This is a genomic window from Vibrio sp. Vb0667, assembly GCF_033391095.1.
The window spans coordinates 32975-58861 of the sequence record NZ_JAWPOL010000004.1; the positions used below are offsets into that span (position 1 = coordinate 32975).

The window sequence follows — 25887 nt, forward strand, 5'->3', positions numbered from 1 at the left end:
GTCTTAATGACTCTCCTTCTGTGCGATGATCTGATTACGCGCTCTGAATAATCGAGTCGCCACTGTGTTGTGGTTGAGCCTCAAGGCTTGGGCAATTTCATCATGATTCAACCCAGCCACTAAGCTCAAGAGCAACGGTTCTCGGTATTTGGGTTCGAGAATCATCATTTGTTTTTGAAGCCAATCTTGGGCCATGTCGTAGTCACTGCCAGGGTAGGTTTTTGTCTGTATTGCACACTCATCAATGTCGACAAAATCGTACTGTTTTCTATCAAAGCGCCGAGCATTCTCACGACGCAAAATAGTAATGAGCCAAGACTTCGCGGCGTTGGGGTCATTTAATTTATCAAAGAATCGCCACGCTTTCAGAAAGGTTTCTTGCGCTAAATCTTGAGCAAGGTGGTGATCTTTGCATAACCAATACGCGAGACGGTAGATCTCTTGGTATCGATCTTTCGTCAGTGCTTCGTAACGTTTATGTTTTTCCATAGCATTAAGATAAAAAGTTTGGAGAGCACGTTGTGTCTGCCAGATGAACGACAACCCTTTTTATCGCTTTTACAGTGATAAAAAGGGTTGTTCGATTAGGAAGACAAATTCGAAGAGTTAACCTTCCAAATATCGAAGGGTGACTCTGATTTCTTTCTTACACGCTTAAAATGGTTGGTTGGAAAAGCGTGAGTACTGGATGGCATCTGCGACTTCCTGAGCTTTAGACTCTGAAGTCATAAGGTGAAGTAGCTTAAGAGCAGCTTGATAGCTAACTAGGCTACCGTTCGAAGTGATAACGCCATCATCAATGACAAAATTCTGGTCGACTTGTACTTTGACTGCTGGGTAATCTCTTTGAAAGCCGTTTTCACCTCCGGCCCAAGTTGTTGCTTTTTTACCGTTTAAAAGGCCAGCTTCGGCTAACAAATACGCGCCAGAGCAATTACTTGCCATCCAATCTGCCGCCTTTGAGGTAGTTCTAATAAAGTGAATGAGATCTTTATTTTCGATTAGTGCATCCATGTCATAGCTGGATGTTAAAACCAATACGTCGAGTTCCGGCAGATCACCAATCCAAGCATCCACACCAATTTTTAATCCTTCTTCAGTGGTGATGGTTTTCTGATCTGAGACGGAAATGGTGAGCACGTCATAATCACTAAACCAAGTGAGACGACTTGCGACGCCAAAGACCTCTAAAGGCGCAGTAACATCAGAGGTCAGTACGCCATCGTAAACCAGAATACCAATTCGTTTATCTGCGGCATGTGCTGTTTGAAGCACCCCAAAGAATAGGACTAGTGTCGCTATCAATAGTTGTAGTGCATTCTTCAATCCGTTTTTACCCATGGTTTTTTCCTCGCTAACAGAGCATCAAGTTATTGAGGTTCATTATATTTAGGCTAATTAGTGATTGAAGAGCCACTTGGTCTTTACTAAAGTGAATAAAATTCATGAATAGAGTTCATTGGTTATATGGATAAGATACGGTCCCTACGATTTTTTATTGCCACTTTAGATGGCGGTAGTTTTGCTGCGGCTGCCAAAGTGTATGGCACTGACCCTTCGACCGTGAGTAAAGCCATACATCGTCTTGAAAGCGATTTGGGTATACAGCTTTTTCAACGTTCTACGCGACAGAGCCGCCTGACAGAAGCTGGTCGTAGGTACGCAAATACTGCTAGGTTTGTACTGGAGGAGCTGGCGGCATGTGAGGATTCATTAAAAAGTCACAATGATGCGCTTTCAGGGCAGCTTAAGATTAATGTGCCAGTCTCGTACGGTCGCCTCTATATTCGTCCTTTATTAAAAGAGTTTTGTCGCCGCTACCCTAACATCACTATCGATATTCATTACGATGACGCCTACGTTGATATTATTGAGCAAGGTATTGATGTGTCGATTCGCTCTGGTGTCGTTCACGATAGTCAATTGATTGTGCGTCAGCTCAGCCCTATCGATTTTATCATTTGTGCCAGTCAGGATTACTTAGCGCGCCATGGTGTTCCGAGTGGCTCGGATGTATTCAATGACCATTCTTGGGTTCGTTTTCGTTTTAAACAAACGGGGAAACTGTTGCCGATTCGGATGCCAGAACCAGACGGTGCGAGTGAATATGACCCCGAAAGAAACTACATTGTAAATGACGGTGAATCTATGGCAGAGCTTTGCGCAGAAGGCTTAGGATTGACTCAGATCCCTCATTTTATCGCGAGAGACTGGCTTAAAGCGGGGCGTTTAGTGCCGATATTTCCGAGCATGCGCCAAGCAGGAAATGGCGTGTATCTTCTCTATGCCAACCGGGAATATGTGCCTGCCCGAGTGAGGGTGTTCATCGATTTTATCACTCAAGCAATACAGGATATGGATGAAACGCCATTCCATACTTGGGCTGAAACGTTGCCGATTTATCGACCGAACCAAGGCGATTGAAAACTTCATGTGAGTCTTTGGTTAAAACCCCCTAAGCTATATGGCGCTTTTATTGGTTTTTGTTAGTTTATTGGGCGTTATTATCGAAAAGCGCAGTTTGCTCTTCGTCACTCATAAAGGAAAGACAATGCCAACTAAGATCTTAGTGCCTGCTTTGGCCCTACTTCTCAGCGCATGTGGCGGCGATGGGGAGTCGTCAGCCCCAGCAGAAAGCGGCTCACAAAACACAGGTTCCACATCGTCACAAGGCACATTTGCCGAGCAGATGCTTGCAGCGGTCAACAGCGCCCGCTCTACTACACAACAGTGTGGCGCAACCACCATGCCACCTGTTGGGGCCCTGACTTGGAGCTACGATTTGGAAAGCGCCGCTTATCGACATTCAAGCGATATGGCGAACAGCGATTTCATGAGCCACACAGGCTCTGATGGCAGCAAAATGTCAGATCGAGTTAACGCAACGGGTTATGCTTGGAGCGCCATTGGTGAGAATGTCGCCGTAGGGCAAAGCACCATTAACGCCGTCGTTAACGCGTGGTTATCGAGTGAAGGTCACTGCCTTAATATCATGAGTGCGGATTTTGATCAGATGGGCGCGTCGCTTGTCGAAAATCACTCTGCACGTTACGGGTATTACTGGACTCAGGTTTTTGCCAAACAGCGCTAATGCGATAAAGAAGCCCGATAGATAAAAAATAAAACGCCAGCAGTCACTATCTGCTGGCGTTTTATTATTTACATCTCTTTTAGCTTGTCAGGTTACGAAGTTTTGGGTCATCCACCAGGTATTCAACAAATTCAATCTCAAAACCTGCAGGGTCAATAAAATACACATTTTTGCGGTATGGTTCATCAGCGCCAGGTTGGGCAATCGGATAACCTGCATCGGTTAGTCTTTTGATGATTGCATCGACGTTGTTGGTCACATAAGCAAAATGCGCTAGCCCAACTTGGTGCCCGCTCAACTCGCGGTTTTCTCCTTCGCCGTGGTCACTCATGGCTATGTATTGATACTCGTCGCCAAAATGTAGCCAGTTTCTTGGTTTGCCACTCCATTCGCCTTTACCTTCATCACGCACGTACCAATGTGGAAATGCAGTTTGGTAAAACTTCAGCATTTCAGGGATATCTTTCACGACTAAGTTAATATGTTCTAGTTGGATCATGATGTGCTCCTTTTTGTCATTTTCTAGCCAACGATGAATATGCTAAAACCTCAAGTTAAGTTGAGGTAAAGGGCTTTTTTAAAATTTTTTAGGGTTGATATCTTTGGATCTGGATACATTGAGAGATTCGGTGGGTTTGGTGCTTTGAATCTGAGAGCTGGGTTAGGGGCTTGCAACCTTGTTTCACCTTTTGTTTGTTCGTGTTCTTGCTAATCATTTTCGATCGAGTTTGTGGTGAGTAGATTCCCAGCCTCACCTAGGTTCGCGGCAATGACGGAAAGAGAGTGCTAAACGAAGAGCGTCATTCTGAAAGAGCCTAAGCGAGTATTCAGAATCTACTTTCAGTGTGTTGTTATGTTGCGTTGTGAATTGAACTATCCGCGAGCACAGAACCAGTTCCTCCCTTTTGAGCTCTGCGTGTTGAGAGCTTCGGAGTTTGATACAAGGGGAGGTTAGGTGGGGTTGCTGGTTGAATGTTGGGTAAGGTGCTTGCAACCTTGTTTCACCTTTTGTTTGTTCGTGCTACTCATTTTCGATCGAGTTTACGGTGAGTAGATTCCCAGCCTCACCTAGGTTCGCGGCAATGACGGAAAGAGAGCTAAACGAGCAGCGTCATTCTGAAGGAGCCTAAGCGAGTATTCAGAATCTACTTTCAGTGTGTTGTTATGTTGCGTTGTGAATTGAATTATCCGCGAGCACAGAACCAGTTCCTCCCTTTTGAGCTCTGCGTGTTGAGAGCTTCGGAGTTTGATACAAGGGGAGGTTAGGTGGGGTTGCTGGTTTGAGGTTGAATGTTGGGTAAGGTGCTTGCAACCTTGTTTCAACTTTTGTTTGTTCGTGCTACTCATTTTCGACCGAGTTTACGGTGAGTAGATTCCGAGTCTCACCTAGGTTCGCGGGAATGACGGGGAGAGAACGCTAAACGAACAGCGTCATTCTGCAAGAGCCTAAGCGAGTATTCAGAATCTATTCGCAGCGCGTTGTGATGCTGGTGGAGTGAACTGAATTATCCGTGATTGTAGAGCCATTCCCTCCAGTTTGAACTCGGAGCGCTGAGAGATTTGCTTACACCTCTCCCCAAACCAAAAAAGCCAGCAGTTAGTACCTGCTGGCAAAGTCTTTGGGCTTCTAGGTTTTTTGATTTTATTTCTTGTTACTCATCGCTGTCACGGTGCCCCGATTGGTTTTCCGGGGAAGAAAACACAGCACCGTGCGCTTTGTGTCCAAGAAATTTGGAGATTAGCCTTGCTTACGGATTAGGTAGTCAAATGCGCCTAAGCTTGCTTTTGCACCTTCACCCATCGCAATGATGATCTGCTTGTAAGGAACGGTTGTTGCGTCACCCGCTGCGAACACACCTTCTAAGCTAGTATCGCCACGGCTACCGACTTCAATCTCGCCGCGCTCAGATAGGGCTACTTCTGAATCTTTTAGCCATTCTGTGTTTGGTACTAGACCGATTTGAACAAAGATACCTGACAATTCAATCTCTTTGATTTCATCTGTGTTGCGGTCTTTGTACTTCAAGCTTGTTACGCGAGTACCGTCACCCACTACTTCTGTTGTTTGCGCCATCGTGATGATGTCTACGTTTGGTAGTGAGTTCGCTTTGTCGATAAGCACTTGGTCTGCGCGAAGTACGTCTGCGAATTCAAGAACCGTTACGTGTTCTACGATACCAGCAAGGTCGATAGCTGCTTCGATACCTGAGTTACCACCACCGATAACTGCAGTTTTCTTACCTTTGAACAGTGGACCGTCACAGTGTGGACAGTACGCGACACCTTTGTTGCGGTACTCTTGCTCACCCGGAACGTTCATTTCACGCCAGCGTGCACCTGGGCTTAAGATGACACTCTTACTCTTCAGCGTTGCGCCGCTTTCAAGTTGGATGTGAATCAAACCATCTTCTGTATGTGCTGCGCCCATTAGCTTCTCAGCTTGTTGCTCAGTCACGACGTCTACATCGTATTCTTTTAGGTGTTCTGCTAGGTCAGTTGCCAGTTTTGGACCTTCAGTGCGTTTTACCGAAATGAAGTTCTCAATTGCCATGGTGTCCATAACTTGACCACCAAAGCGTTTAGCAACAACGCCAGTGCGAATACCTTTACGAGCAGCGTATAGAGCAGCTGCGCTACCACCAGGACCACCGCCGACAACAAGTACATCGTATGGGTCTTTTTCGCTCAGTGCTTTCGCGGCTTTCTCGCTCGCGCCGTCATCCACTTTGTTTAGGATTTCAGTCAGAGACATACGGCCTTGACCGAATAGCTCACCGTTCACGAATACACTTGGTACAGCCATGATGTCGCGTTGTTTCACTTCATCTTGGAACAAACCACCGTCTATCATGGTTGCTTTTACTTTCGGGTTGATCGCCGCCATCATGTTGAACGCTTGAACCACGTCCGGACAGTTTTGACACGACAGTGAAATGAAGATTTCTACGTCTAGATCTTTGTCTAGTGCTTCGATTTGCTCAATCACTTCTGGTTCTAGTTTGATTGGGTGACCGCCAGAGTGAAGCAGTGCCAATACTAGAGAGGTAAATTCGTGACCCATTGGCAAGCCTGCAAAGCGTAGTGCTGTGCCTTTTGCTGGGTTAGTTACCGCCATCACTGGTTTACGTGCGCTTGCGTTGTCGTCACGTTCAACAGTGATTAGGTCGCTCATCTCTGCGATTTGGTTCGCTAGAGACAAAATGTCATTCGATGCTTTGCTTTCATCTAGACTAACCACTAAACGAACTTCTTCTTTTACATTAGCCAGATATTGTTTGAGTTGTTGTTGGATCGCTTGGTCTAACATAGTTGTTACTACCTTAATTAAATAGTTACCAATCAAAACAAGTATTTGTTCATTCTTGCTAGCTAAAATCGTTGATAACTGCGTTATAGATTTTGTAGTTAGAGTAACTAGCTATCGAAAATCTATGCCTGGTTCTAAACGATTTTTTCTACGCAATTACTGCACACCTACTTATTCAGATAGGTAATAAAAAGTGGTTACTGTAGATAAAACCTGAGGGGGAGAGAGCAAATCAGGCAGAAGGTCGTCAAGGTATCTAACCTGAAGTGCTCTCTAATTCAGTTCTAATCAGAAAAAGGAAATCGGAACTGATTAGAACTTAAATTTCAGTGGCTTAGATTTTGCCAACTAGGTCTAGTGATGGAGCTAGTGTCTCTTCACCTTCTTTCCATTTAGCTGGGCAAACTTCGCCTGGGTGTGCTGCTACGTATTGAGCTGCTTTCACTTTGCGTAGTAGGTCTTCTGCGTCACGACCGATACCTTCAGCAGTGATTTCCATTGCTTGGATAGTACCTTCTGGGTCGATTAGGAACGTTGCACGGTCTGCAAGACCTTGGCCTTCACGCATCACACCGAAGTTGTTTGTGATGTTGCCTGTTTGGTCGCCAAGCATGTAGTACTGAATCTTACCGATTGTGTCTGAGCTGTCGTGCCATGCTTTATGAGTGAAGTGTGTGTCAGTTGATACTGAGTAAACTTCTACGCCACGTTTTTGTAGCTCTTCGTAGTGGTCTGCTAGGTCGCCCAGTTCTGTTGGACATACAAACGTAAAGTCTGCTGGGTAGAAGAAGAATACTGCCCATTTACCTAGAACGTCTTGTTCTGTTACTTCAACGAATTCACCGTTTTTGTACGCTGTAGCTGCAAATGGTTTGATTTGAGTATTAATCATAATTTACTTTCCTTTGAATGTTTTAAGCTGAGCTGTTGTTGCTTTCGGAAAGTATATTCTCATCGGAGTGTGTTTAAGGAAAATCGCTTGTAACTATCCTATTGATAGCCATTTCCTATTTCACTTGATAGGCATATCCGATGTAGATGAGTTTGCTTTGATAGGTTTTATTGAAGATGAAGGCAGATTAGCAATAGAGAATACCGATGATTACTTTGAGTAGATCGTCTAACTAAGATCGAAGGAGCCTGCATCTCGGCAGGCTCTTTCTAATAGGAAGTGGTGAAGCGGATGCTTCTATCTTGTTAGCTCAGATTGTCGAGCACTTTGCCGCACAGCTTCTTCAGCATGATCATTTCATCCAGCTCTAATGTGATTTTACACATCATGGCATTTGGCACCGACTTAGCTTGTTCTTTAAGGTCACGACCTTGCCCGGTGAGGTTGAGTACGCGAACGCGCTCATCGGTTTCACTTCGGCCGCGCTCCACATAGCCTTTTGCTTCTAAGCGTTTAAGCAGCGGTGTGAGTGTGCCTGAGTCCAAATGAAGTTGAGATCCCAATTCTTTCACGCTGGCACCGTCTTTCTCCCACAGCACCATCATCACTAAGTACTGCGAATAAGTCAGATCAAGCTCGTCCAACAACGGTCGGTAAGCTCGGATCACTGCATTTGCTGCGCTGTAGAGCGGGAAGCAAACTTGGTTTTCGAGTAAGAGTTTATCGTCGTCGGTCATGGTGTTGTCGGTGTAACACTGGCTCATTGGCGTTGCCTACCTGATCACAGAGAAAGAGAGTTATAAAATAAATTGTGCACAATATAGTTGCAAACGATCTTTACTTCGATATAAGATTGCAAGCAATTTAATTGCGTACAACTTAAATTAAGAAGGACACTCGCATGACTACTCTATACAAAACTCAAGCTACCGCTTTGGCTGGTCGTAATGGTCAAGTAAAAACTGATGACGGTCTTCTCGATCTAGAGCTGTCATACCCGAAGGAAATGGGCGGAACAGGCGCAGCAACTAACCCAGAACAGCTTTTTGCCGCGGGCTATTCAGCGTGTTTTTCTAACGCGATTTTGCACGTAGCGCGTGAAGGTAAAGTAAACCTGAAAAGCGCACCCGTGACAGCGGAAGTGGGTATCGGTCCTAACGATAACGGTGGCTTTGCACTAACAGTGAGCCTAGCGGTAGAGCTAGACATGCCACAAGAACAAGCGCTAGAGCTAACGCGCATTGCACACCAAGTTTGCCCATATTCAAACGCAGTTCGTGGCAACATTGATGTGGCAGTAACGGTAAACGGCGAAGCAATTTAAGCGGTTTCAACCACTGCACAAAGACAAGAAAGCCTGCAAGTACGCAGGCTTTTTCTATATTTGAAGTAGGAGTCTAAATTTAAACTTAATTTGGTTTGTTCGAAATGCACAGGTATAGTTGGCAAGATTAGGTCAAAGTCTAAACGAAAAATAGAATGTGATTAGCACTTTCTATTGATTCAAATATTTCGGTCAAACCTGCAGTATAGCTCGGCTGGATTCGCTTGTTGTTACACCAGCGAGGTTGCCGATAGGAGTCATGTGATGAGCACTGAAACGGTAAGTTATCTAAAAAAGAATGCTGCGAAGCTTGAACTGGATGAGCCAATGACGATTACGCAAAATGGTAAGCCTATTTATGTCGTTGAGTCTTATGAAGAACGTCAGAAGCGTGATGAAGCCATTGCTTTAATGAAGTTTGTTAGCTTTGCTCAAAATGATGTTGCGAATGAACGTGTAAAGTCATCAGAAGATATGAAGAGCACGTTAGCAGCACTCAAAGGTTAAGTTTGATACGAGCATGGAAGCAAAAGTTCTCTATACACAAACCTTTGAAAATACGGCTATTCAGAGTATTAACTATTTATCGAACTGGAGCGCTCGCAACGATGTGATTGATAGATTAATTGCGGTTCAGCAGAGGTTTGAACACAACGTTTTGAATAACCCGTCTATCTATCCCCCTTGTTATGAACTGACAACAATCGGTGTTTACGACATCCGGCAATTTAGCTTTGATGGTTTCAAGCTGCTTTACCGAATTGGTGACAAAAATACTATCTATGCTCTAGTGATTCTGAGTGACAAACAAAACCTACAAAACGCATTGATTGACCACTGCATCATGTTCAAATGATTCTATGAGAGACCGCATTAACGCGGTCTCTTTTGCTTTCTGGCTCTAGTGTATTAACGCGACTCTAGCGGGTAAGAACGGTAGCTCCACATGCCGTAAGTACGCAGTGCATCGCGGTAGATACCAAGCAGTTCGCTATCGCTGGCTTTGGCTAAGTCTTTAAGTGGCTTGTCTGGGTAGCTCACAGTGTCGAAAGTGATGCCTTGTGGGCCAGTTTGCCAGCTTGCGATTTCAAACAAGGTTTGACCACGGCGCACATGGCTCGCGGAACTGATGATGGTCGCGTGTTTGATGTTATGACGCGCCAACGCGTAGCTGCTGAATAGGGCGTTACCTACCGTGCTGGTGGCGTAGTTTTCTTCAATGATGCGATCTTTGCTGATGCCTTTTTCAATCAGCCAATCCGCCATTAACTTGCCTTCGGTTTTGTGGTTCTTCGGTACACCACCCGTCAATACGATCAATGCGTCTGGATTTGCTTTCGCCATTGCTAACGTAGTTTCCAAACGCTCAACCAAGATTTGATGCATTGAACCATCCGGATTCAGTGCGTATCCCAGTGTGACGATCGCCCCTTTGTCATCCAACTTGCCTCTGTCGGCTTTCTCTTTTAGTGGCGTGGCAAGCACGCGGTCTACAGTGTCGAAGATGCGTTGGATGTCTGCCGCTTTGCCTGCATTGAGTTTCATGAGCGTCGCCATGTGTTTCGCTGATTCTACTTGGTTGCCCTCAAAGCGTTGCCATACCGCTAAGTAAGCGTGCAAATCCACATCGTCTGGTGCGACAGAAAGAGCTTGTTCAAATAGTTCAATCGCGCGGTCTGCATTCTTGTTGTAGATCTGTGCGTTTGCCGCAGAAATCAGTAGGTCAGTGCGGTACGGCTCGAGTTTGTATGCTTCTAGTAAGCGGTCGGTAACAATCTCCATGTTGCTCGGCATTTTGGCGGTAAAACCCGCATGCGAAATACGCGCAGGGGATTTGAATGCTTGTACCGCGTCGTTGAGAAGTTGGTCGACAACCTGACGTTTGGTGACGATCTGTGAATAGTCCGCTGAAGATTGGATAGCAGCATCGTTAGCCGCGATAGAGTATGGGGCAGCAGTCAGCGCAATTACGCTACCAAGAGCAATGGCAAGTAAGTTCTTCTTCATGGAATGTCCTAGAGGTGCTGTAGTACCTAGTTTTTATTGTGACTAGCGTTGTAGGTCGAACGGGGTCGATAGAATTTTTTCAGTCTAGGTTCGCTTCATGAATAATCTGTGAAATGAATCCCAACTCAGCCGAGCGAATGAATGCGCGTGGTCAAAACGCGAAGTAGGATCACGAAAATATTGAGGTATTCGTTCGTGTTCTAAGTAATTGGATTAAAAGATAAACGGCGTTTGGAAGAACGGATTTAAGCAACCAGAGTAAGAAATGACAAAGCCTGCAACGATGCAGGCTTTTGGTTTATTTGATGGCAGTGCAGAAGCTAACGTCTGCATGGTGCGTTTGTGGGTCGAAGCTGTGGTAAAGCTCAAAGCAAGGGCGGTCGTCGTTCTCAATACCGGATTCAATTACCTTGCTCATGACATCATCCCACGCTTTTGAGTATTGGCTCGGGTCAGTAATGTGCTGGCGCATCACCGCATATTGACCGCCGGGGAAGTCTTGCAGCTCAATGCCTTTCGGAACTTCCGTGTCTTCTGGCACCATCAAGCAGATATCAGTACGGCACTTCTCGTCTGGCGTGATTTCAGGATTGTCATGGTAGATGAAGATGCAGGTATTGCCTGCCAAACCTTTCATTCCTGCCCATTGATACAGGCGACCTGATGGCTCTTCATAGCCTTGGCCGTAAGGGCCGTTTACGCGAATGTAAGCCAGTTTTGCTTTTTCAAAGTTTTGCGTTTCCATTGTCGTGCTCCATTTGGTGAGTTCAGAGCCAGTATATGAATCGCTTGGTGTTACTTCGTTTCCATTCTTGCGCAACGTGTGTCCAATCTTGCTGTTTCGTGCTAATTCAGAAAACTGCTGATAGTTTTCGCAGTCACGAAAGGCTGTAGGTGTGACGCCATAATGTTGTTTGAAGGCTTTGGCTAAGCTTTGTGAGCTAGAAAATCCGTACTCTAGGGCAATGTTTAATACTGGTTGCTTGGATTTGAATAAGTCATCGGCGGCGGCTTCTAGACGTAAACGTCGAATGAAGTCGGCCAGTGTTTCGCCTTGCACGGCTTTGAAGGTGCGATGAAAGTGATAAGGGGAAAGGTTCGCCAGCGCAGCCACTTCTGGTAGGTTGAGTGGTTCATTAAAGTGTTGTTCTAAATAACGAATCACAGGAACCAGTCGTTGGTGGTAGTCGACGCGCATCGGGGTATTTCCTTGTTCTGTTCAGCTTGTTTTCTCTGCTCAAAGCCTACCGCAATCCAACAAGCTTGCAAGGGAGCAGGGTGAGAAATGCGTGGCGAGATGCGCGTCAATCAGTCACACTCAACGAGCTGGTGTTTAAGCAAAAACGTTGCGCTTATTATCTTTACTAACCGCTAGGACAATCATGATAGCTTGGAAACAGTCTCTGCCAGAGTACGAATGGCTCATTCATCAAGTTTGGTACTTGGAAGTGCCAGAGGGTGAAGTCATTGACCCCAAGCCGCACCTTATCCCAAACCCGCGTGCTCATTTACTCTTTACGCCACCAGAGCAAGGCTACAGCTACGACACGGGAGACACAAAGCTTGCTGGCAAAGGCTGCCACTTATTAACGGCTAACGAACACTTGCTGTTGTTGGAAGATACGGCACCCATCAAGCGTATTGGTATCACCTTTCGCCCAGAGGGTTTGTATGCCATGAGTCACGGTTTACTGAGGCATCCCAAGTTGCAGCAATTAACCAATGCGAATGGTTTGATTGGCTCAACACGGCCTTTGATGAGCGCTTTCAACAAGGGTTATGGCAGCTAGAGTTGCAAGATTCACCGCAATGTTTGCTGAACTACATCAAACAACATCTAGATGCGTTAGATATCGAAGCTTGCCGTACCAAACCGTTTTTGGCATCACAAAAAGCGGTGTCCGTGATGGATGCTCAAGCGCTACGTTCACCTGAGTTAGCGATGGATATTGACGAGATAGCCAAACAGTGCGCCTGTTCTCGCAGAACGCTTGAGCGCAGTTTCAAGCAGGTGGTGGGGTTGAGCGTTAAGCAATATCAACAAATGGCACGTCTGGAGCAGATGATTTTGACCCTCTACAAGCAACAAGAGGCGATTGATTGGGCAAGCTTCTCACAGCAATTTGGTTTCAGTGACCAATCGCATTTGATTCGTACCCTCAAACAGCAGCTAAGAAAAACGCCAAGCAAATACTTGAAAAAGCGCGACTTAACCATCGATATCTATGGTGATTTTGAGTCGTAATACAATGCTAATCAGCCTGAAAGTTGTCGCAAAAATCCAATTTTTCTCTTATCCGCTGGGCTACTATTTTCAGCAGATAACGAGGTAACACATGTCATATCAAAAACTAAAACAAGGCGAAGCCATCCCATTTAACGAATCGTTGACTATCCAACTGATTCAAGGCTCTGATCTACAAGATATTATCGAGATGTTGAACGACGATAAGGTCAATCAGTATCTATTCTTCGCACCTGCTGACAACAGCTTATATGAGGGTTTCTTGGGCCCTATTATCGAAAATACGGCACAAGCGATCAAAGAAGGTGTTTGGCCAGACAGCCCAACGTTCGTGATTCGTGACCAGCAAGGTCAGTACATGGGAATGTGTGCGGTGACCGCAGTGATGTTCTTAACTGGCAACTACGAAGTAGGTTATCAATTACCAACTTGTGCATGGGGTAAAGGCGTTGCGACTCGCGCTTGCCAAATGATGACCGAGATTGGATTTACTGAGCTAAACGCCCATAAAGTCAGTGCGGATTGCTACGCTTCTAATGTTGGATCTTACAAGACTTTAGAGAAAAATGGTTTTACTCAAGAAGGCCGTCAGAAAGACTACTACAAACTAGAGCAAGGCTTTGACGATAAACTTTACTACGGCATGACAGCAGAGCAATTCGCGTCTTTAAATCACTAATAATTAGCTGATAAAAAAGTAGCTAACAACAAAGTAGTGAACAAAAAGGCCGTTAACCCAGATGTTTGGGTTAACGGCCTTTTCTATATTCAGCGCTAGATGGCTAAGACTTAGTTGCCTTGGTTTTGGCTTTGAAGCTTCTCTTTTGCTTCTTCAACCTTTGAGAAATCCAATCCCAACTCGTCTACGGCTTCTTTAATTAGCGCAGGGTTTTGCATCACTTGCGCCATCAGCATTTGTAGCTTGTCTTGTGGCAAACCTAGTTGGCTGATTGTTGCCATTGCCGCTAGAGGGTTTTGCGTCAGAGTCTGAAAAATCTCGTTGATTTGCTCATCGCTGATGTTGTTCTCTTTTAGCAGCGCAATAATCGGGTTCATCGCATTTCCTTTTAATCATTCATTGGATGACACTGAGGTGCAGTGTATCACTCGGTTACCTGTGTTTGTACTAGCTGAATAATTGGGGTAATCACTCAACTTTTCAATACCCCGTTAGTTCCATATAACCTGTCCCAGAATGAGAGCCCTTAATGCGCACAGGGCCTTCCCAATAAGGCACTGAAAGGGGCATTTTCGCGTTCGGGTTGAGTGCAGAAACGGTTAGCTCGATTTGCTGCTTAGGAATCGACACTTGCCACTGGGTTGGATACTTTCGCCCTTGGATTTCTGTTTGCTTAGTCGCCTCTAGCTGAATGTCTTTCTGTGGGATAGCAATGCCAGAACCATCTTGCTGCATCAGCCTTGCGCTGGAGTAACTGGCTGCTCCGGTTTTGGAATCCCGCAATTGGAACACCACCAAGCTAGTGTCGTCACTCAACCTTAGGGCAAACCAGTCCCAGCCTTGTTGTGAGTCGAGTAAGAATTGCGAGCTCCACTCTCGGTCTATCCAACCTTTGCCGGATACTTGATGGGTTTCGCCGTCGATCGTGACTTCACCGGACACATCAATAAACGGTTGGCTGTAGTAATACGAAGCCACCTGACCATCGCCACTTTTGGTACTGTAACCTTGCTCGCCTTGCTTTTGATAAGGCGCAGTGCTGGTAAGCGTCAGCGAATAGCCAAACTGTTCGGAGTTCGCCTTCAATGTGGCAGGGAAGAGATCTGTGGTTGAAGAAGACCACTGCCAATCATCGAGGTAAACCCTAATTGGTGAAGAATCAACGCCTGCGAGAGAGGCTTGATCGCGCGACCATTTTTCATCGGCGTAGTGTTTGTCCGCGGTCGTGACTGCGCTGTGCGCCATGTAGATTTGTTGCGTTTGCCACTCGGTTTTCTTCACGTCATCTTCGCCAGTTGGCGGCGCAGCAGCAAAGCGAAATTGTGTCCACTGGACGCCAAGTGGGTTGCCATCTTCATCAATTAAGTTAGCGGTTAAGTACCACCATTCATGACGAAAATTCGGGTGCGCTTGATGGTCTGCCGGGAAGGTGAGTTCATTCCCTTTTTCTACGGGGGTGAATAGGTTGCTCTCGCTTTGCGTATATCCACTGCCCAGCAACGTGCCCATATTTTGTTGTTGGGGATCTTCACAACCGAACAGGAATAAGCTGCTTATGAGTAGAGTAAGTTTGCTTGCCAATCGAACCATCACAACACCTCGCTTTGCAAACTGGATACGACAGGCTTACTGACCAATCGCCACAGCGGAATCAAGGTTGCGATCACTGCCACTAAGATGGTGATCGCCGCAATGCTGAGGGCGTCACTCCAATTCCACAGATAATTTAAGCTCCAACCAAAAGCGCGTGAGGTGACGATGTCTGTCAGCACGTAACCCACCATGGCTCCGAGGGGCAGGGCGATAACCAGAGTAAAACTGACCAAAGCGACGATCTGTCCGACCACCATGGTCATTAATTTACGACGACTAACGCCAAGTGCATACAGCCTTGCAATGGCGGCTTTGCGCGCGTCGAGCAACATAAAACAAGCACTGAACAGACCAATTACCGCGACCATCAAAGTTACGCCGTTGAGTGCGCGCGTAATGGCGAAGGTCTGCGAGAAAATATCCAACGCGATGGATTTGATTTGCGCCTGATCGTAGAGCTGACTTGGGTGCAGATTCAATTGCTCGCGCAGTTGCTCGTATACGATTTGTGGGTCACCTGAGACTTTAATGCCGAGGCTTGTTGGCAGGTCGGTAAAGCCGCTCTCTTGCCATAATTTGGGAGCCAATAACACTTCACCATTGGGTGAGCCGTAATCATGGAATATCGCACCCACAAGCAGGTTCTTATTTGGAACGGCATCAAGCGTGAGCTCGCTACCCAGTGATAAACCCAGTTTGACCGCGGTTGGTTCACTGATCGCGACTGACTCACCTTGGTAAAAACGCTGCCAGAAGTTCTCCAAATGCGATTTGAACACCATTGTTTGCTCTAAGGTGTCTTTGTCTTTGGTGCCAAGCAAAATCGGTAAACCTTGCAGGTTATCGTCGACGTAGTATTGTTTGTAGACGGTCTCAACCTTGTCGAACTGCCCTAATGCGCGCTCTACATCAGCGATTTCTCCTTGGGCAGGGCTGACGTAAATGTCGGCGTGTAACCTTTGTTCTAACCACTGTTTTAGGGTGGATTCAAAGCTGCCCACCAAGGTGTTCATCCCCATATTGGCCGTAACGGCGAGTAGCAGCGCCATCATGGCGAGAGAAAGCGGAGAAATCAGCTCACGCAGCTCAGCAAACAGATACTGCATCAAACCGGAAGTGGTGCGCTTCTCACACCAATTGGCTAACACGCTGAGTGTTTTAGGTAGATACAAAGGAATCGACACCACAAGCACGCCGAGCCACGCCATGGTAAATCGGTGGTGCTCACTCAGCCACAAACCCGCAAGCGCAAGAATCGTTAACGCAGCACCTATCAAGAACAATTGGTTTTCGTTAGAGGCTTCAGGTGCTTGATAAAATCCGCCATGAGAAGAGAGCGGTTGGCGCACTCGTTGTTTAAAGTGCTGCCAACACGCCAACAGGGTTGCGGCTAACGTGAGCAGCAGCGCTTGAGCCCACCATTGCCATTGCCAAGTGCCAGGCAGTAGTGTCGCACCATAAAGTTGCTCTAAAGTCAGTGCCACGGTCGGATGCAACCAATGGCTAAGTTGCATCCCCAATACAAAACCCAGCGAAGCACCGATGGTAACGAGAATAGTGAGTTCAACCAACAGCGCAGAGAACACAATGCTCGGCGCAACACCTGCCTGTTGGATTTGTACTAACAGACGATTGCGTTTCAGCAAGCTGTATTTTACGCCGTTGTAGGCAATGAACAGCCCGACTAAAAAGGCAAGTAAGCTCATTGCTGTGAGATTGAGGTGAAAGCTGTCGGTCAGCGAGCCAAGGTCTGTGCTTTGATTGTTGGAAATCCATTGCCCTTGATCGCCAATCAGCTTCTGCCAATTTGCTTGCGTGTCTTTATTCCCTTTATCACCCGAATGGAAAACCGCAATGTAACTGAGCTGTCCTTGTTTATTGAGCAGTTGCTGGGCAAAACCAATGTCCATCAACATTCGGCTACCTAACTGCCATTCGTCGGGTAGCACCACCACTTGGGTTGGAATGTCGTCCAGAGTTAGGGTTTCTACCTCTCCTAAGTTTTGATGTTGAGATTGACTCATCATCACGATTGGCTTGCCGGCTAAAAGCTCAGGCAAAGGTAAAGCACTGTCGAACAAAGAGACGTTCTGTTGGTTTTCTGATGACTTTCCGTTTGCAGAATACCGAGAACGTGAAGAGATAGCGGCAATCAACTCGCTGCCTTGTACTGACCAGCGACGCCCTTGTTCATCTCTCACTCGCCCTTCGATTACAGGTAGCGCTGCACTGAGTCCGTTTTGTCTAAGGGTGAAGTAGAGCGATTCAGGCAGGTAGTTTTGCCCTGCTGGTGGAATAATTAAGTTCTGAGCTTGTGCGCTAAGCTGCTCGGTAGATTCCGCATAACTGCGCTTGGCATTGAGGTTGATGGCTTGCACCGCAACAAACAAGGTCACGGCCAGCACGATACCGATCAGAATTGCGGCGGCCTGCAGTGGCGCCTGCCGATAGTGCGCTACAAACAGGTTCAGAGCGAGTCGAGTATGAGTGAATCTGGTGTTTGAGGGCTTAGCTTGCTTCATGGCGAAGCTCATGTTTGTTTACTTGATGACAGTTCTGTAGCTGACTATTATCCAATCGCAGCCGTGTTTTCATAAATTCAGCACATTCGGGGCTGTGGGTCACCAAGAGCACGGCGGTATTGCCTTGGGTGGTGATTTCACTGAGTAGCTTCATCACTTCTAACCCTGCTTTTTGGTCGAGGTTTCCTGTGGGTTCATCAGCAAGTAGCAGTTTAGGTTTGTGTGCCAATGCGCGCGCAATAGCGACCCGTTGTTGTTGACCGCCAGAAAGGGCAGAAACATGTCTGTCGAGAAGTTGGCTGATGCCTAGAGTCTCGACCAAATAATCGCACCAGTCATTCCATTTCTGTTGATTCAAATGCAGAGGGAAGGCGATGTTTTGCTGCACGTTGAGCGGCGTTAATAGATTGAATTGCTGGAAGATAACACCGAGTTTTTGGTGTCGAAATCGGCTCCATTGTGGGTCTTTCCAAGCCGCCGTGTTATCACCATCTAACCACAATTCACCATCGGAAAGTGGCTCAAAGCCAGCGATGATGTTGAGTAAGGTACTTTTGCCACTACCACTGGCGCCCGTCAGAGCAACACTCGCTCCTGTGTTCAACGTGAAGTCGACCCCTTCCAACACGCGATGTGTCTCTTTGCCATCAACAAAGCTTTTGCTGGCGTGTTTGAGTGTGACAAGTGGGCTTTCCATTTCCTCTCCCTGTATTCAAAAGGTGTCGTTTCTTTTGGCAATCGCTATTGCAGTTAGTTCTCTAGAAACTTTAGACAACAATCAGATAAAAACAGCGATTTACATCGATTTCTTAATAACTTGTACTGAAAAGAAGAGGGAAGAGATTAAATGAGGAAGGGGTATGACAGGCATTAAAAAAGCCCGAGTCAAACTCGAGCTTTCGAATACATTCAGCGTGGTCAGCTTACACGTAGTACGCTTCAACTTCGCCTTTAAGCTTGATTAGCATTGGGTTACCGAAACGGTCTTTTGCTTTAGGAGAAGCAATTTTTACCCAACCTTCGCTGATGCAGTATTCTTCTACGTCAGTACGCTCTTGGCCGTTGATACGAATACCGATTTGGTGCTCGAAGCATTCTTTGATGAAGAATGGGCTACGTGGGTTACCCGCTAGGCGATCTGGTAGAGCTGGTTTAGCTGTGTCTGTCATTTTGTGTGACCTAAATTCCGTAAAAAGTGCGCTATTGTAGTCAGTGCACTGTGTGTGTTCAAGATATGTTGAGAGTCGATGCGTTGTTTAACTTTCAAGTAACTCCTACAACCCCTTTAAATACTGCGCGTTGGCTGTTGGTTGAATCATGGCATTCAGCGTTTGGACGGTTTGTTCGCTGTGTTCTTCAAGTAGAGCTAAGAACGCGTCAATCAACTCAGGTTTGCTTGCTGAGACTTTCGTTTCGGTCTGGATATCACGCAGATCGATCAACACATCGGTAAACAATTGCGGCAGATCGTGCAGCACTTGCAGGTTTAAGATGTTGTGCTCGCTGTAGATTGAATTGTGGCTGCCTTTTTGTTTTTGCACCAAGTAAGGATTGTCTTTTAAGTTGATGATAGACGTGCGTTTGTCACAGCGTTTCAAACAACTTTTGTTGACCTTCACCTTACGGCATCCTTCGGTTTGTTGAAACAAACATTGGCGGCTCGTGAGTAGAGTGTTCGGGTGATAAATGCTGTAGAAGCTGCGCATGTTTTTCGGACGCTTTATGTGACGCACCTGCTTCATATTCAGCTCGTTAGAAACAAACGCGCCACTTGCCGCGAACTCGTCTTGAAGGCATTTAAACGCGTATGAGTTCACCGTGTTCAGTTGTGGGCCTGCCACCCAGCCTAAGCCGAGCTCTTTTGCGATCATGCCGACACCTGAGTTGTTGGTGATCAACAACTCAGGTTGGATGGTTTCCAAAAATACGCGCGCGGCGTGGTAGTCTTCGCCAATCAAAATGGCTGGGAACCAAGGTTTGAGCATTGGGTTGGCTTGGAACAATTCAATCATCGCGCTCAGTTCACCAGACAATCCCATTGGCAATTGATAGTAAACATCAACGTCGTGGTATTCGCACAGCATGGCTTCTTGTGCTGACGAGATCAGAACCGATAATTTTGGCGCACCTTGGCGAGGTTCTGGTTGAGGTAACGTTGGCAGAGTTGGCACATCAATCGACCCTTTCAAGCTGCTGCCGGATACTTGTGTTGAAGTGACATCGAACGACTTAGTTTGCTCTGCCACTTTCTCAATGATCGCGGTTTTGTCATCGTAGAGTTTCTTTTTCACCGCTTGTACATCATCAGCAGACTGGCATTGGTAAACCTTCGAAAAATGCTTTACAGCATGGTCGCGCGGGTTGTCGATGTACATCGCCTTGCCGAAATCACCTTGCAAAAATGCGTTGGAGAAATCACGGTTGAACACCGTGTATAACTCTGTGGTGTCTTCAGAGAGTTCCAAACCCTCGCACAAGCGATCGATTTGCTGGCGCCAATTGTCGACCACGGTATAGACGTAGTGCGATTTCTTGATTCGCCCTTCCACTTTTAATGAATACACGCCAGCATCGGCAAGCGCTTCCAAGTCCCCAAAGGCGGAGTTGTCTTTCATATTGAGTGGGTAGTTGTTGCCTGTTTTGGTCGTTTCGTACTGTTCGCGACAAGGTTGGCTACAGCGTCCACGGTTACCTGATGCGCCATTGCGAGCGGAACTGATGTAGCAAATTCCGGAGAATCCGATGCAGTATGAGCCGTGGACAAACACTTCCATCATTACGTTGTGCTCGCGACCAAATTGCGCCAGATGTTTTATCTCACTGATGTTAAGTTCGCGAGATAAGTTTACTCGGCTTGCGGTGAGCTGGTTGAGAAAGAGGATTTGGCCTTCGTTATGCGTGTTCAGTTGCGTTGAAGCGTGCACATCCAAATCGGGAAAGTGATGTTTGAGAATGTAGGCCAGACCGAGATCTTGTACGATCACGCCATCGATTTTGGTGGTGTTCAGTTGGCTGAGCAAGCGAACAATCGCTGGAATTTCACTTTCTAAAATCAGCACATTCAACGTTAGGAAAATCTTACAGCTGTGCTGATGGGCCAACGTTAACACGCCATTTAAGTTATCTAAGGTGAGGTTGGTCGCTCGGTTACGAGCATTGAAGCGGTCGAGCCCACAGTAAATTGCATCGGCGCCAGCGGCAATGGCGGCTTTGATGGAATCTAAATCACCACCGGGTGCTAATAACTCAAATTGATCGCGTGTCACTACTTTTCTCTTTCTTACTAAAATAGGCTGCAAATGTTACGTATTTCACGCTTTTGATGCTCGGCTAGTTAATGCTTTATTAATCTGAATCAATTTATCCGTGTTACACGGTCGACTCTTGAGTGGGTAGAGTGCAATTCGCGATAGCGGAATCTGACTTCTATAGTTTTCCTACACTTGGTTTTTCTATATCTAGTTTTCGACTCAGAGAGAGGAAGGGACGACAAATGAAAAAAGTAATCATCGGGTTGGTCGTGGCGTTGACGTCATTGAGTGCGTTGGCTGGTGAGGGCGTGGTAACCGTTGCGAGCACACATTCAGCAAAAGATACGGCGGATAAATTTGTCGCTATCGCGCAAGAAAAAGGGTTGAACGTCTTTGCGCGCATTAACCATCAAGAGAATGCCACGAAAGTCGATATGACGTTGCGACCAACTGAAGTTATCGTGTTTGGAAACCCTAAAGTGGGCACACCACTGATGATCTGTGCGCAGGAGGTGGCGCTCGATTTACCCCAAAAAGTGTTGGTGTATGAAGATGCTGAAGGCAAAACGTGGTTAGCTTACAACGATCCGATGTATTTAAAGCAGCGCCATCATATTGAAGGCTGTGACGAGGTATTGAACAAAATCAGCGGCGTGCTGGGCAATTTAACCCACGCGGCGGCGAAGTAGGGTGCAGTATTAGGGCTGCTTGTTATGTTGAAGAATAAAAAAGCCCCAATGATTGGGGCTTGAATGAAGCGAAGTATGCCGTTTAAAAATAGTGGAAGATCGGCGGTTCATGCATCAAGAAGTTTTGATGGGAGATGTTCCACGCATAGGCGCCCGCTAAGGTAAACACAACGTAATCACCAATATCGACGTGGGCGACGTGTTGATTGCGTGCCAGCACATCTTTGGGCGTACAAAGCTGGCCGACAAAGGTCGCTTGTGCATGCTGAATTGGATGAGAAATCTCATGGTGTTGCTCGCTTTTCAGGATGACGAATGGATGATCATGGCTCTGCGCCGCTGGCGTGCGGAAGTGGTGAGTTCCTCCGCGCGCGATGACAAAGTTTTCGCCAAGATTTTTCTTAATATCCAGTACTTCCATCACGTAATAACCGCATGCCGCCGTGATGAAACGTCCGCATTCAAAACGCAGTGTCCAGTCTTGCACTTGCTCTTTGGCGATGAGGAATTCCAACTTGTCGCAAAACTCCATCCACGGAAAGTGTTGCTCAGGGTTTTGGTAGTTAATCCCCATGCCGCCGCCCAAGTTGATCATCAGCTCACTGAGTTCGAACTCCTGCTGCCACGTTTTCACGACTTGGAAATAGCGCTGCATTAACGCTAAGTGACGTTCAACATCGAGCTGATGCGACATCAAGTGAAAATGGAAGCCTTTGAGTGACACTTGCGGGAAATCGCGCAGCAACATCAAAGCATTACTCAGCTCGGACTCGTCCAAGCCAAATGGAGTCGGCTTGCCACCCATCGCCAACTTGCTGAGCGTGATGTCGCCAATATCGATGTTCATACGCAAAAAGATCGAAGCAGGGCGGTTGAGGCGCTCGGTTAGTGCTCCAATGCGTTGTAGCTCGGTGAGGCTTTCGACATGAATTGCATCAACATCAAGCTCAATCGCTTGTTGCAATTCACTTAGCATTTTTCCGGGGCCACCGAAGATCAATGGCTTATCGAGTTGTTGCTGGTGGAGGTGTGTCAACTCCCCGCCAGATGCCGCTTCAAAACCATCGACATACGGCGCGAGCGTTTTAAGAATCGGGCCCGATGGATTGGCTTTGGCTGCGTAAAATAGCTCGACATTTCTCGGCAAAACGTGACGCAGTTGTTTGATGTGTTCTTCTAAGGCGCTTAGGTCATACACGTATGCGCACAAGGGTTGACTTTGCTGCTGTGCGAGTGTGTGAACTTGTTGGCTAACGCGTGTCGGTAGAGAGAGGGAATTAGACATGTTGCGCTCCTTTTTCGTGTTGCTGCCAAGGCGTGGCGACTTGGGTATAGCCCGACTCCTTATCGGCTTTTTGCATCAAACGCGTGGTGAAATTATTTTTGCTCGGGAAGTGACCGCCATTCAGCAACGCTTCTAGTTCCGGCTGTTTTCCATTCACTGATTGCCAACGCACAATGGCACTTTGCACCGCATTCCATAGCGTTTGCTCTAGTGGCTCATCACCTTCTGCGATGAAGAAAATCGCTTCGCTGATGTTGTTGATAAAGGTGCAGTATCCGATGCGATTCCAGCCTTGTTCGCGACTGTAGTAAACCGATTGTCGCGCGCGTTCAGACAAATCAGTTAATGTTTCTGCTGGCCAGAACTCTGGCAGTAATTTAGTGCCTTCCAAATCACGAATCCAAACACAACACGGCATCTCTTGCTCAAAGCCAATCAAGGTGTTTTGCAAATGCGGCTCAAACGCCACCCCGTGTTTGAAGTAGTAATTAAACACGCCCGGAATTAGGCAATGCAAATAGCGCTCAAGCCACAGTGTCGCGATGTCGGAATAGCGATTTTGCGTAGTACGCGCTTTGTTTTTAAGGCGTTGAGCAATGCAACTGTTGCCGTTTTTGTCGTAAGCAAACAGAGCGCCAGCGAGGGTTGGTTTTAAGATATCGACTTCGCTCAGCGAGAAATTTTCGCGATACAAAATCCCAAACGATTCGCGCGCTTTGGTGTTGTCATCCCAATTACGCTCAGCGACACTTTCTAGATTCAATGTGGTGGCGTAAGGCTCTGTCATCACTTTAAATACGGGGTTGTGCAGCTGTTCGTTTTCTCGAATTGGTTTGAGAATCGACGTGAGCTGCACGGCGCTGTCGAGTTCGTACCACGCGTTTTTGCGCACGCAATTGGTTAATCGTACGTTGATGGAGAATTTCGCAAACCAATCCATATCTGGGTGGTAGAGGGTACGAACTGAAGAGGTCGGCTGCATCTTTTCACCACCTAAACCCAGTGGCGTGATCATGCCTTGTTCAATGGCACGCTTCACGCTTGGGTTGCTCAAAATGGTGTAGCTTTCCCAAGGATGACAAGGGTAGAGGGTCTTCCCATTGCTGGTGGCGTGTTGTGGCGCGAGCTGTTGTAGCATGTGCTGAGCAGGGTTAGCTTCTCCGTCGGAACTCAGCACATCAAGTAAGGACGTATCCACTTCAAACCAGTACAGCGGGACTTGCGCGCCGACTTCTGGAGAAAACGCCAAGAGATCATCCATGGTGACGCCCGAACGACTTTTTGGGGTCGGATGGAAAGTATGCCCCCAAATCAGAGACTGTTCCGAAGCGATAAACTCGTTGTGATGCGATTTGGGCGCGACGTTGAGAAACTGCTCGGTAACCAGCACGCTATTTTCCAGTTGTTCGATCAGCTCATGGTTAAATGGGATCGCCAATACCTGCTTGAGATAGTTAAGCAAAAGCGTAAGAGTTTGCGTGGCATCCAATTTCGCCCAACCAGATCCCGGCATTTTCGCCCACGGCAGTTCTGCCAATTTGATTTTGCCCAGTTTGCTCGCGTAGTGAATCGGCAAAACCAGCACGCCATTTTGTTGAGAAAGATGAACGGCTACCTGCTGCTTGGCGGAATAGTTGCGTTTTAACGTTTGGGGTAGCGATGTTGATTGGTAGTGCCATTCCACTTGTTGATTCGGCAGTGCAAATTCACGTAAGTAACAATTAAGAACACCCATTATCGTGTTGAGTTGGGCTTTCTCACGATTGAGCTGCACCTCATGCGCGCGCAACTCGCTAGTCTGAGAGGATTGAGTTTGTAACATGTTGATTTCCAAATTTTGAATGGAGAACCAGCGCGATCAAGGTGATTACGCTGACTATCGCAGAAAGTAGGAAAGGGACCTCAAGTAGCCCCAAGCTAGAAATGAAAGAAGCGCAAAATCCCGCTGCCACGCCACCCCATTTGGACATGGCATCAAAGCGAGAAAATACTTTGCCACTGAGTTTGCGATCCAGATTGCTCGCAAGATGCTGATGCAATCCGTGATAACAACACACCATCGCGATGCCGAAGATAATTCTCGCAGCAATGAGTGCGGTTTCGGACGCAATCAAATGCAAGGCAGAGCTCACGGCAAGCAATGCAAACCCAAGCCACAACGTGCGCAGCGGTTGATGGCGATTCAACCCATCTGACAACACGTGAATTTTTCCTGCCAGCAACAGATAGACGCCATGCGGCAGTGCGTACAAAAAACCGATCCATGCGTGGTTAGTGATGCCATATTGCTGCACAAACGGCGAGAAGTAAGGAAAGGTCACCACCATAGAAAACGCAAACCCGAATTGAGCAAAGAAGATCCAACGAATGGCATGCATTGCGTTTTTCTGTGCAACCGGTTTTTCTTGCTGAGGTTCTGAGTTTGGCTTTTCGAGGTTTTGGTCGGCGGGTTTATCCGCTGGCAGTGTTAGCGTGATGCCCATAGCAATTAAAGGCAAAACGCATAACCACAGGTACGCGTTGAGCGGGTTGGTCTCTGACAAGCTCCAGCCGAGCCCAATGGGCGCAACGATCAGCGCCAAGCGAGCAGATAGTTGGGTTTTATTGAGTGACTTGCCGAGTGTTTTGGCTTCTTTAATTTGACTAGATAAGTAGCTGTTCGAGGCGGCCATGGTGCCGCCAAAGGTTCCTTGAACAATAAGACCAAACACAAACATGGCGAGGTTGTCTGCCAAGCCGCACAGCGCAAACCCTGCTGCAAGGCCAAGTTGCGCACGCAAGAGTGAGAGGCGGCGACCGTAGCGATCGGCAAAGTTGCCCCAAAATCGCGCCGCCAACGCAGTACAAAACGTAGGTAGGATAAACAATACCCCTGCCCAGTCCGCATCAATGCTTGCGCCTAACGTTGGCAACACGACGGGTAGAAATAGCGGCATACCTAACGCGGCAAACGCAGCGATAAAGTGGCACAACAACACACTGTAGATGAGTTTGGTCATAAT

General features: G+C 47.0%; 24 protein-coding genes and 1 pseudogene. 8 read left to right on the plus strand and 17 right to left on the minus strand.

What is annotated here, in order from left to right; genetic code table 11:
* Window positions 1-3: 3 nt before the first annotated feature.
* Together R8269_RS06885 and R8269_RS06890 are read right to left on the minus strand one after the other, a co-directional pair.
* A complete protein-coding gene (locus tag R8269_RS06885) occupies window positions 4-534 on the minus strand; it encodes a sigma-70 family RNA polymerase sigma factor (RefSeq protein ID WP_255209459.1) in 531 nt (176 codons plus the stop codon).
* A 120-nt stretch (window positions 535-654) separates the two neighbouring features.
* Entirely contained in the window at window positions 655-1341 is a 687-nt protein-coding gene (locus R8269_RS06890; protein ID WP_053350144.1) for a DJ-1/PfpI family protein, read from the minus strand.
* Window positions 1342-1467: 126 nt separating this feature from the next.
* On the opposite strand from R8269_RS06890, the gene R8269_RS06895 reads away from it, so the two are divergent.
* Together R8269_RS06895 and R8269_RS06900 are read left to right on the plus strand one after the other, a co-directional pair.
* Window positions 1468-2424: a LysR family transcriptional regulator gene (locus R8269_RS06895; protein WP_005374613.1), complete on the plus strand. Its 957-nt coding sequence runs from the start codon at window positions 1468-1470 to the stop codon at window positions 2422-2424.
* Between the two features lie 127 nt (window positions 2425-2551).
* Window positions 2552-3091, plus strand: a complete 540-nt coding sequence (locus R8269_RS06900) for a CAP domain-containing protein (RefSeq protein ID WP_005398264.1) — start codon at window positions 2552-2554, stop codon at window positions 3089-3091.
* A gap of 79 nt (window positions 3092-3170) precedes the next feature.
* On the opposite strand, the gene R8269_RS06905 is transcribed toward R8269_RS06900, so the two are convergent.
* The 4 genes from R8269_RS06905 to R8269_RS06920 form a co-directional block, all read right to left on the minus strand.
* Window positions 3171-3590, minus strand: coding sequence for a VOC family protein (locus R8269_RS06905; protein ID WP_186585576.1), 420 nt, complete (start codon window positions 3588-3590; stop codon window positions 3171-3173).
* Between the two features lie 1239 nt (window positions 3591-4829).
* Entirely contained in the window at window positions 4830-6398 is a 1569-nt protein-coding gene (gene ahpF, locus R8269_RS06910) for an alkyl hydroperoxide reductase subunit F (RefSeq protein WP_158173293.1), read from the minus strand.
* Window positions 6399-6732: 334 nt separating this feature from the next.
* Window positions 6733-7290: an alkyl hydroperoxide reductase subunit C gene (gene ahpC, locus R8269_RS06915; protein ID WP_005374632.1), complete on the minus strand. Its 558-nt coding sequence runs from the start codon at window positions 7288-7290 to the stop codon at window positions 6733-6735.
* A 305-nt stretch (window positions 7291-7595) separates the two neighbouring features.
* A complete protein-coding gene (locus R8269_RS06920; protein WP_158173292.1) occupies window positions 7596-8054 on the minus strand; it encodes a MarR family winged helix-turn-helix transcriptional regulator in 459 nt (152 codons plus the stop codon).
* Between the two features lie 137 nt (window positions 8055-8191).
* Here R8269_RS06920 and R8269_RS06925 point away from each other — a divergent pair, with 137 nt between their 5' ends.
* From R8269_RS06925 to R8269_RS06935, 3 genes are all read left to right on the plus strand, one after another.
* On the plus strand, window positions 8192-8614 hold the full coding sequence (locus tag R8269_RS06925) for an organic hydroperoxide resistance protein (RefSeq protein ID WP_005374640.1): 423 nt from the start codon (window positions 8192-8194) through the stop codon (window positions 8612-8614).
* Between the two features lie 264 nt (window positions 8615-8878).
* Entirely contained in the window at window positions 8879-9121 is a 243-nt protein-coding gene (locus R8269_RS06930; RefSeq protein WP_136976783.1) for a type II toxin-antitoxin system Phd/YefM family antitoxin, read from the plus strand.
* Window positions 9122-9134: 13 nt separating this feature from the next.
* Window positions 9135-9470, plus strand: coding sequence for a type II toxin-antitoxin system RelE/ParE family toxin (locus R8269_RS06935; protein WP_020195558.1), 336 nt, complete (start codon window positions 9135-9137; stop codon window positions 9468-9470).
* Window positions 9471-9523: 53 nt separating this feature from the next.
* Here R8269_RS06935 and R8269_RS06940 read toward each other — a convergent pair whose 3' ends face one another.
* The gene (locus tag R8269_RS06940; protein WP_258476622.1) at window positions 9524-10621 is read right to left on the minus strand and encodes a YdcF family protein; all 1098 of its coding nucleotides are present in this window, start codon (window positions 10619-10621) and stop codon (window positions 9524-9526) included.
* 298 nt (window positions 10622-10919) lie between these two features.
* A complete protein-coding gene (locus tag R8269_RS06945) occupies window positions 10920-11819 on the minus strand; it encodes an AraC family transcriptional regulator (RefSeq protein WP_020195560.1) in 900 nt (299 codons plus the stop codon).
* 184 nt (window positions 11820-12003) lie between these two features.
* Here R8269_RS06945 and R8269_RS06950 point away from each other — a divergent pair.
* Window positions 12004-12866 (plus strand): annotated as a pseudogene (locus R8269_RS06950) (helix-turn-helix domain-containing protein).
* Window positions 12867-12957: 91 nt separating this feature from the next.
* Complete coding sequence (locus tag R8269_RS06955) at window positions 12958-13545, plus strand: GNAT family N-acetyltransferase (RefSeq protein ID WP_258458134.1); 588 nt, start codon at window positions 12958-12960, stop codon at window positions 13543-13545.
* Between the two features lie 110 nt (window positions 13546-13655).
* Here the strand turns inward: R8269_RS06955 and R8269_RS06960 are convergent, their stop codons facing one another.
* From R8269_RS06960 to R8269_RS06985, 6 genes are all read right to left on the minus strand, one after another.
* A complete protein-coding gene (locus R8269_RS06960) occupies window positions 13656-13922 on the minus strand; it encodes a DUF2999 family protein (RefSeq protein ID WP_004746427.1) in 267 nt (88 codons plus the stop codon).
* 103 nt (window positions 13923-14025) lie between these two features.
* Complete coding sequence (locus R8269_RS06965; protein WP_170889923.1) at window positions 14026-15135, minus strand: lipocalin-like domain-containing protein; 1110 nt, start codon at window positions 15133-15135, stop codon at window positions 14026-14028.
* The gene (locus R8269_RS06970) at window positions 15135-17660 is read right to left on the minus strand and encodes an ABC transporter permease (protein ID WP_258476621.1); all 2526 of its coding nucleotides are present in this window, start codon (window positions 17658-17660) and stop codon (window positions 15135-15137) included. Before R8269_RS06970 ends, R8269_RS06965 begins: the two co-directional genes overlap by 1 nt.
* On the minus strand, window positions 17647-18357 hold the full coding sequence (locus tag R8269_RS06975; RefSeq protein WP_258476620.1) for an ABC transporter ATP-binding protein: 711 nt from the start codon (window positions 18355-18357) through the stop codon (window positions 17647-17649). The genes R8269_RS06970 and R8269_RS06975 overlap by 14 nt, the downstream gene beginning before the upstream one ends.
* Window positions 18358-18583: 226 nt before the next feature.
* Window positions 18584-18829, minus strand: coding sequence for a DUF3297 family protein (locus tag R8269_RS06980; RefSeq protein ID WP_005374689.1), 246 nt, complete (start codon window positions 18827-18829; stop codon window positions 18584-18586).
* A 105-nt stretch (window positions 18830-18934) separates the two neighbouring features.
* Window positions 18935-20926, minus strand: coding sequence for a U32 family peptidase (locus R8269_RS06985; protein ID WP_005374691.1), 1992 nt, complete (start codon window positions 20924-20926; stop codon window positions 18935-18937).
* A 227-nt stretch (window positions 20927-21153) separates the two neighbouring features.
* Here R8269_RS06985 and R8269_RS06990 point away from each other — a divergent pair, with 227 nt between their 5' ends.
* Window positions 21154-21600, plus strand: coding sequence for a DUF302 domain-containing protein (locus R8269_RS06990; protein WP_017634511.1), 447 nt, complete (start codon window positions 21154-21156; stop codon window positions 21598-21600).
* Window positions 21601-21682: 82 nt separating this feature from the next.
* Here R8269_RS06990 and R8269_RS06995 read toward each other — a convergent pair whose 3' ends face one another.
* The 3 genes from R8269_RS06995 to R8269_RS07005 are packed head-to-tail and all read right to left on the minus strand — an operon-like array spanning window position 21683 to window position 25884.
* Entirely contained in the window at window positions 21683-22885 is a 1203-nt protein-coding gene (locus R8269_RS06995; protein ID WP_258476619.1) for a type III PLP-dependent enzyme, read from the minus strand.
* Window positions 22878-24707, minus strand: coding sequence for an IucA/IucC family protein (locus tag R8269_RS07000; protein WP_213880225.1), 1830 nt, complete (start codon window positions 24705-24707; stop codon window positions 22878-22880). Before R8269_RS07000 ends, R8269_RS06995 begins: the two co-directional genes overlap by 8 nt.
* On the minus strand, window positions 24679-25884 hold the full coding sequence (locus tag R8269_RS07005) for an MFS transporter (protein WP_005374702.1): 1206 nt from the start codon (window positions 25882-25884) through the stop codon (window positions 24679-24681). Before R8269_RS07005 ends, R8269_RS07000 begins: the two co-directional genes overlap by 29 nt.
* Between the last annotated feature and the right edge of the window lie 3 nt (window positions 25885-25887).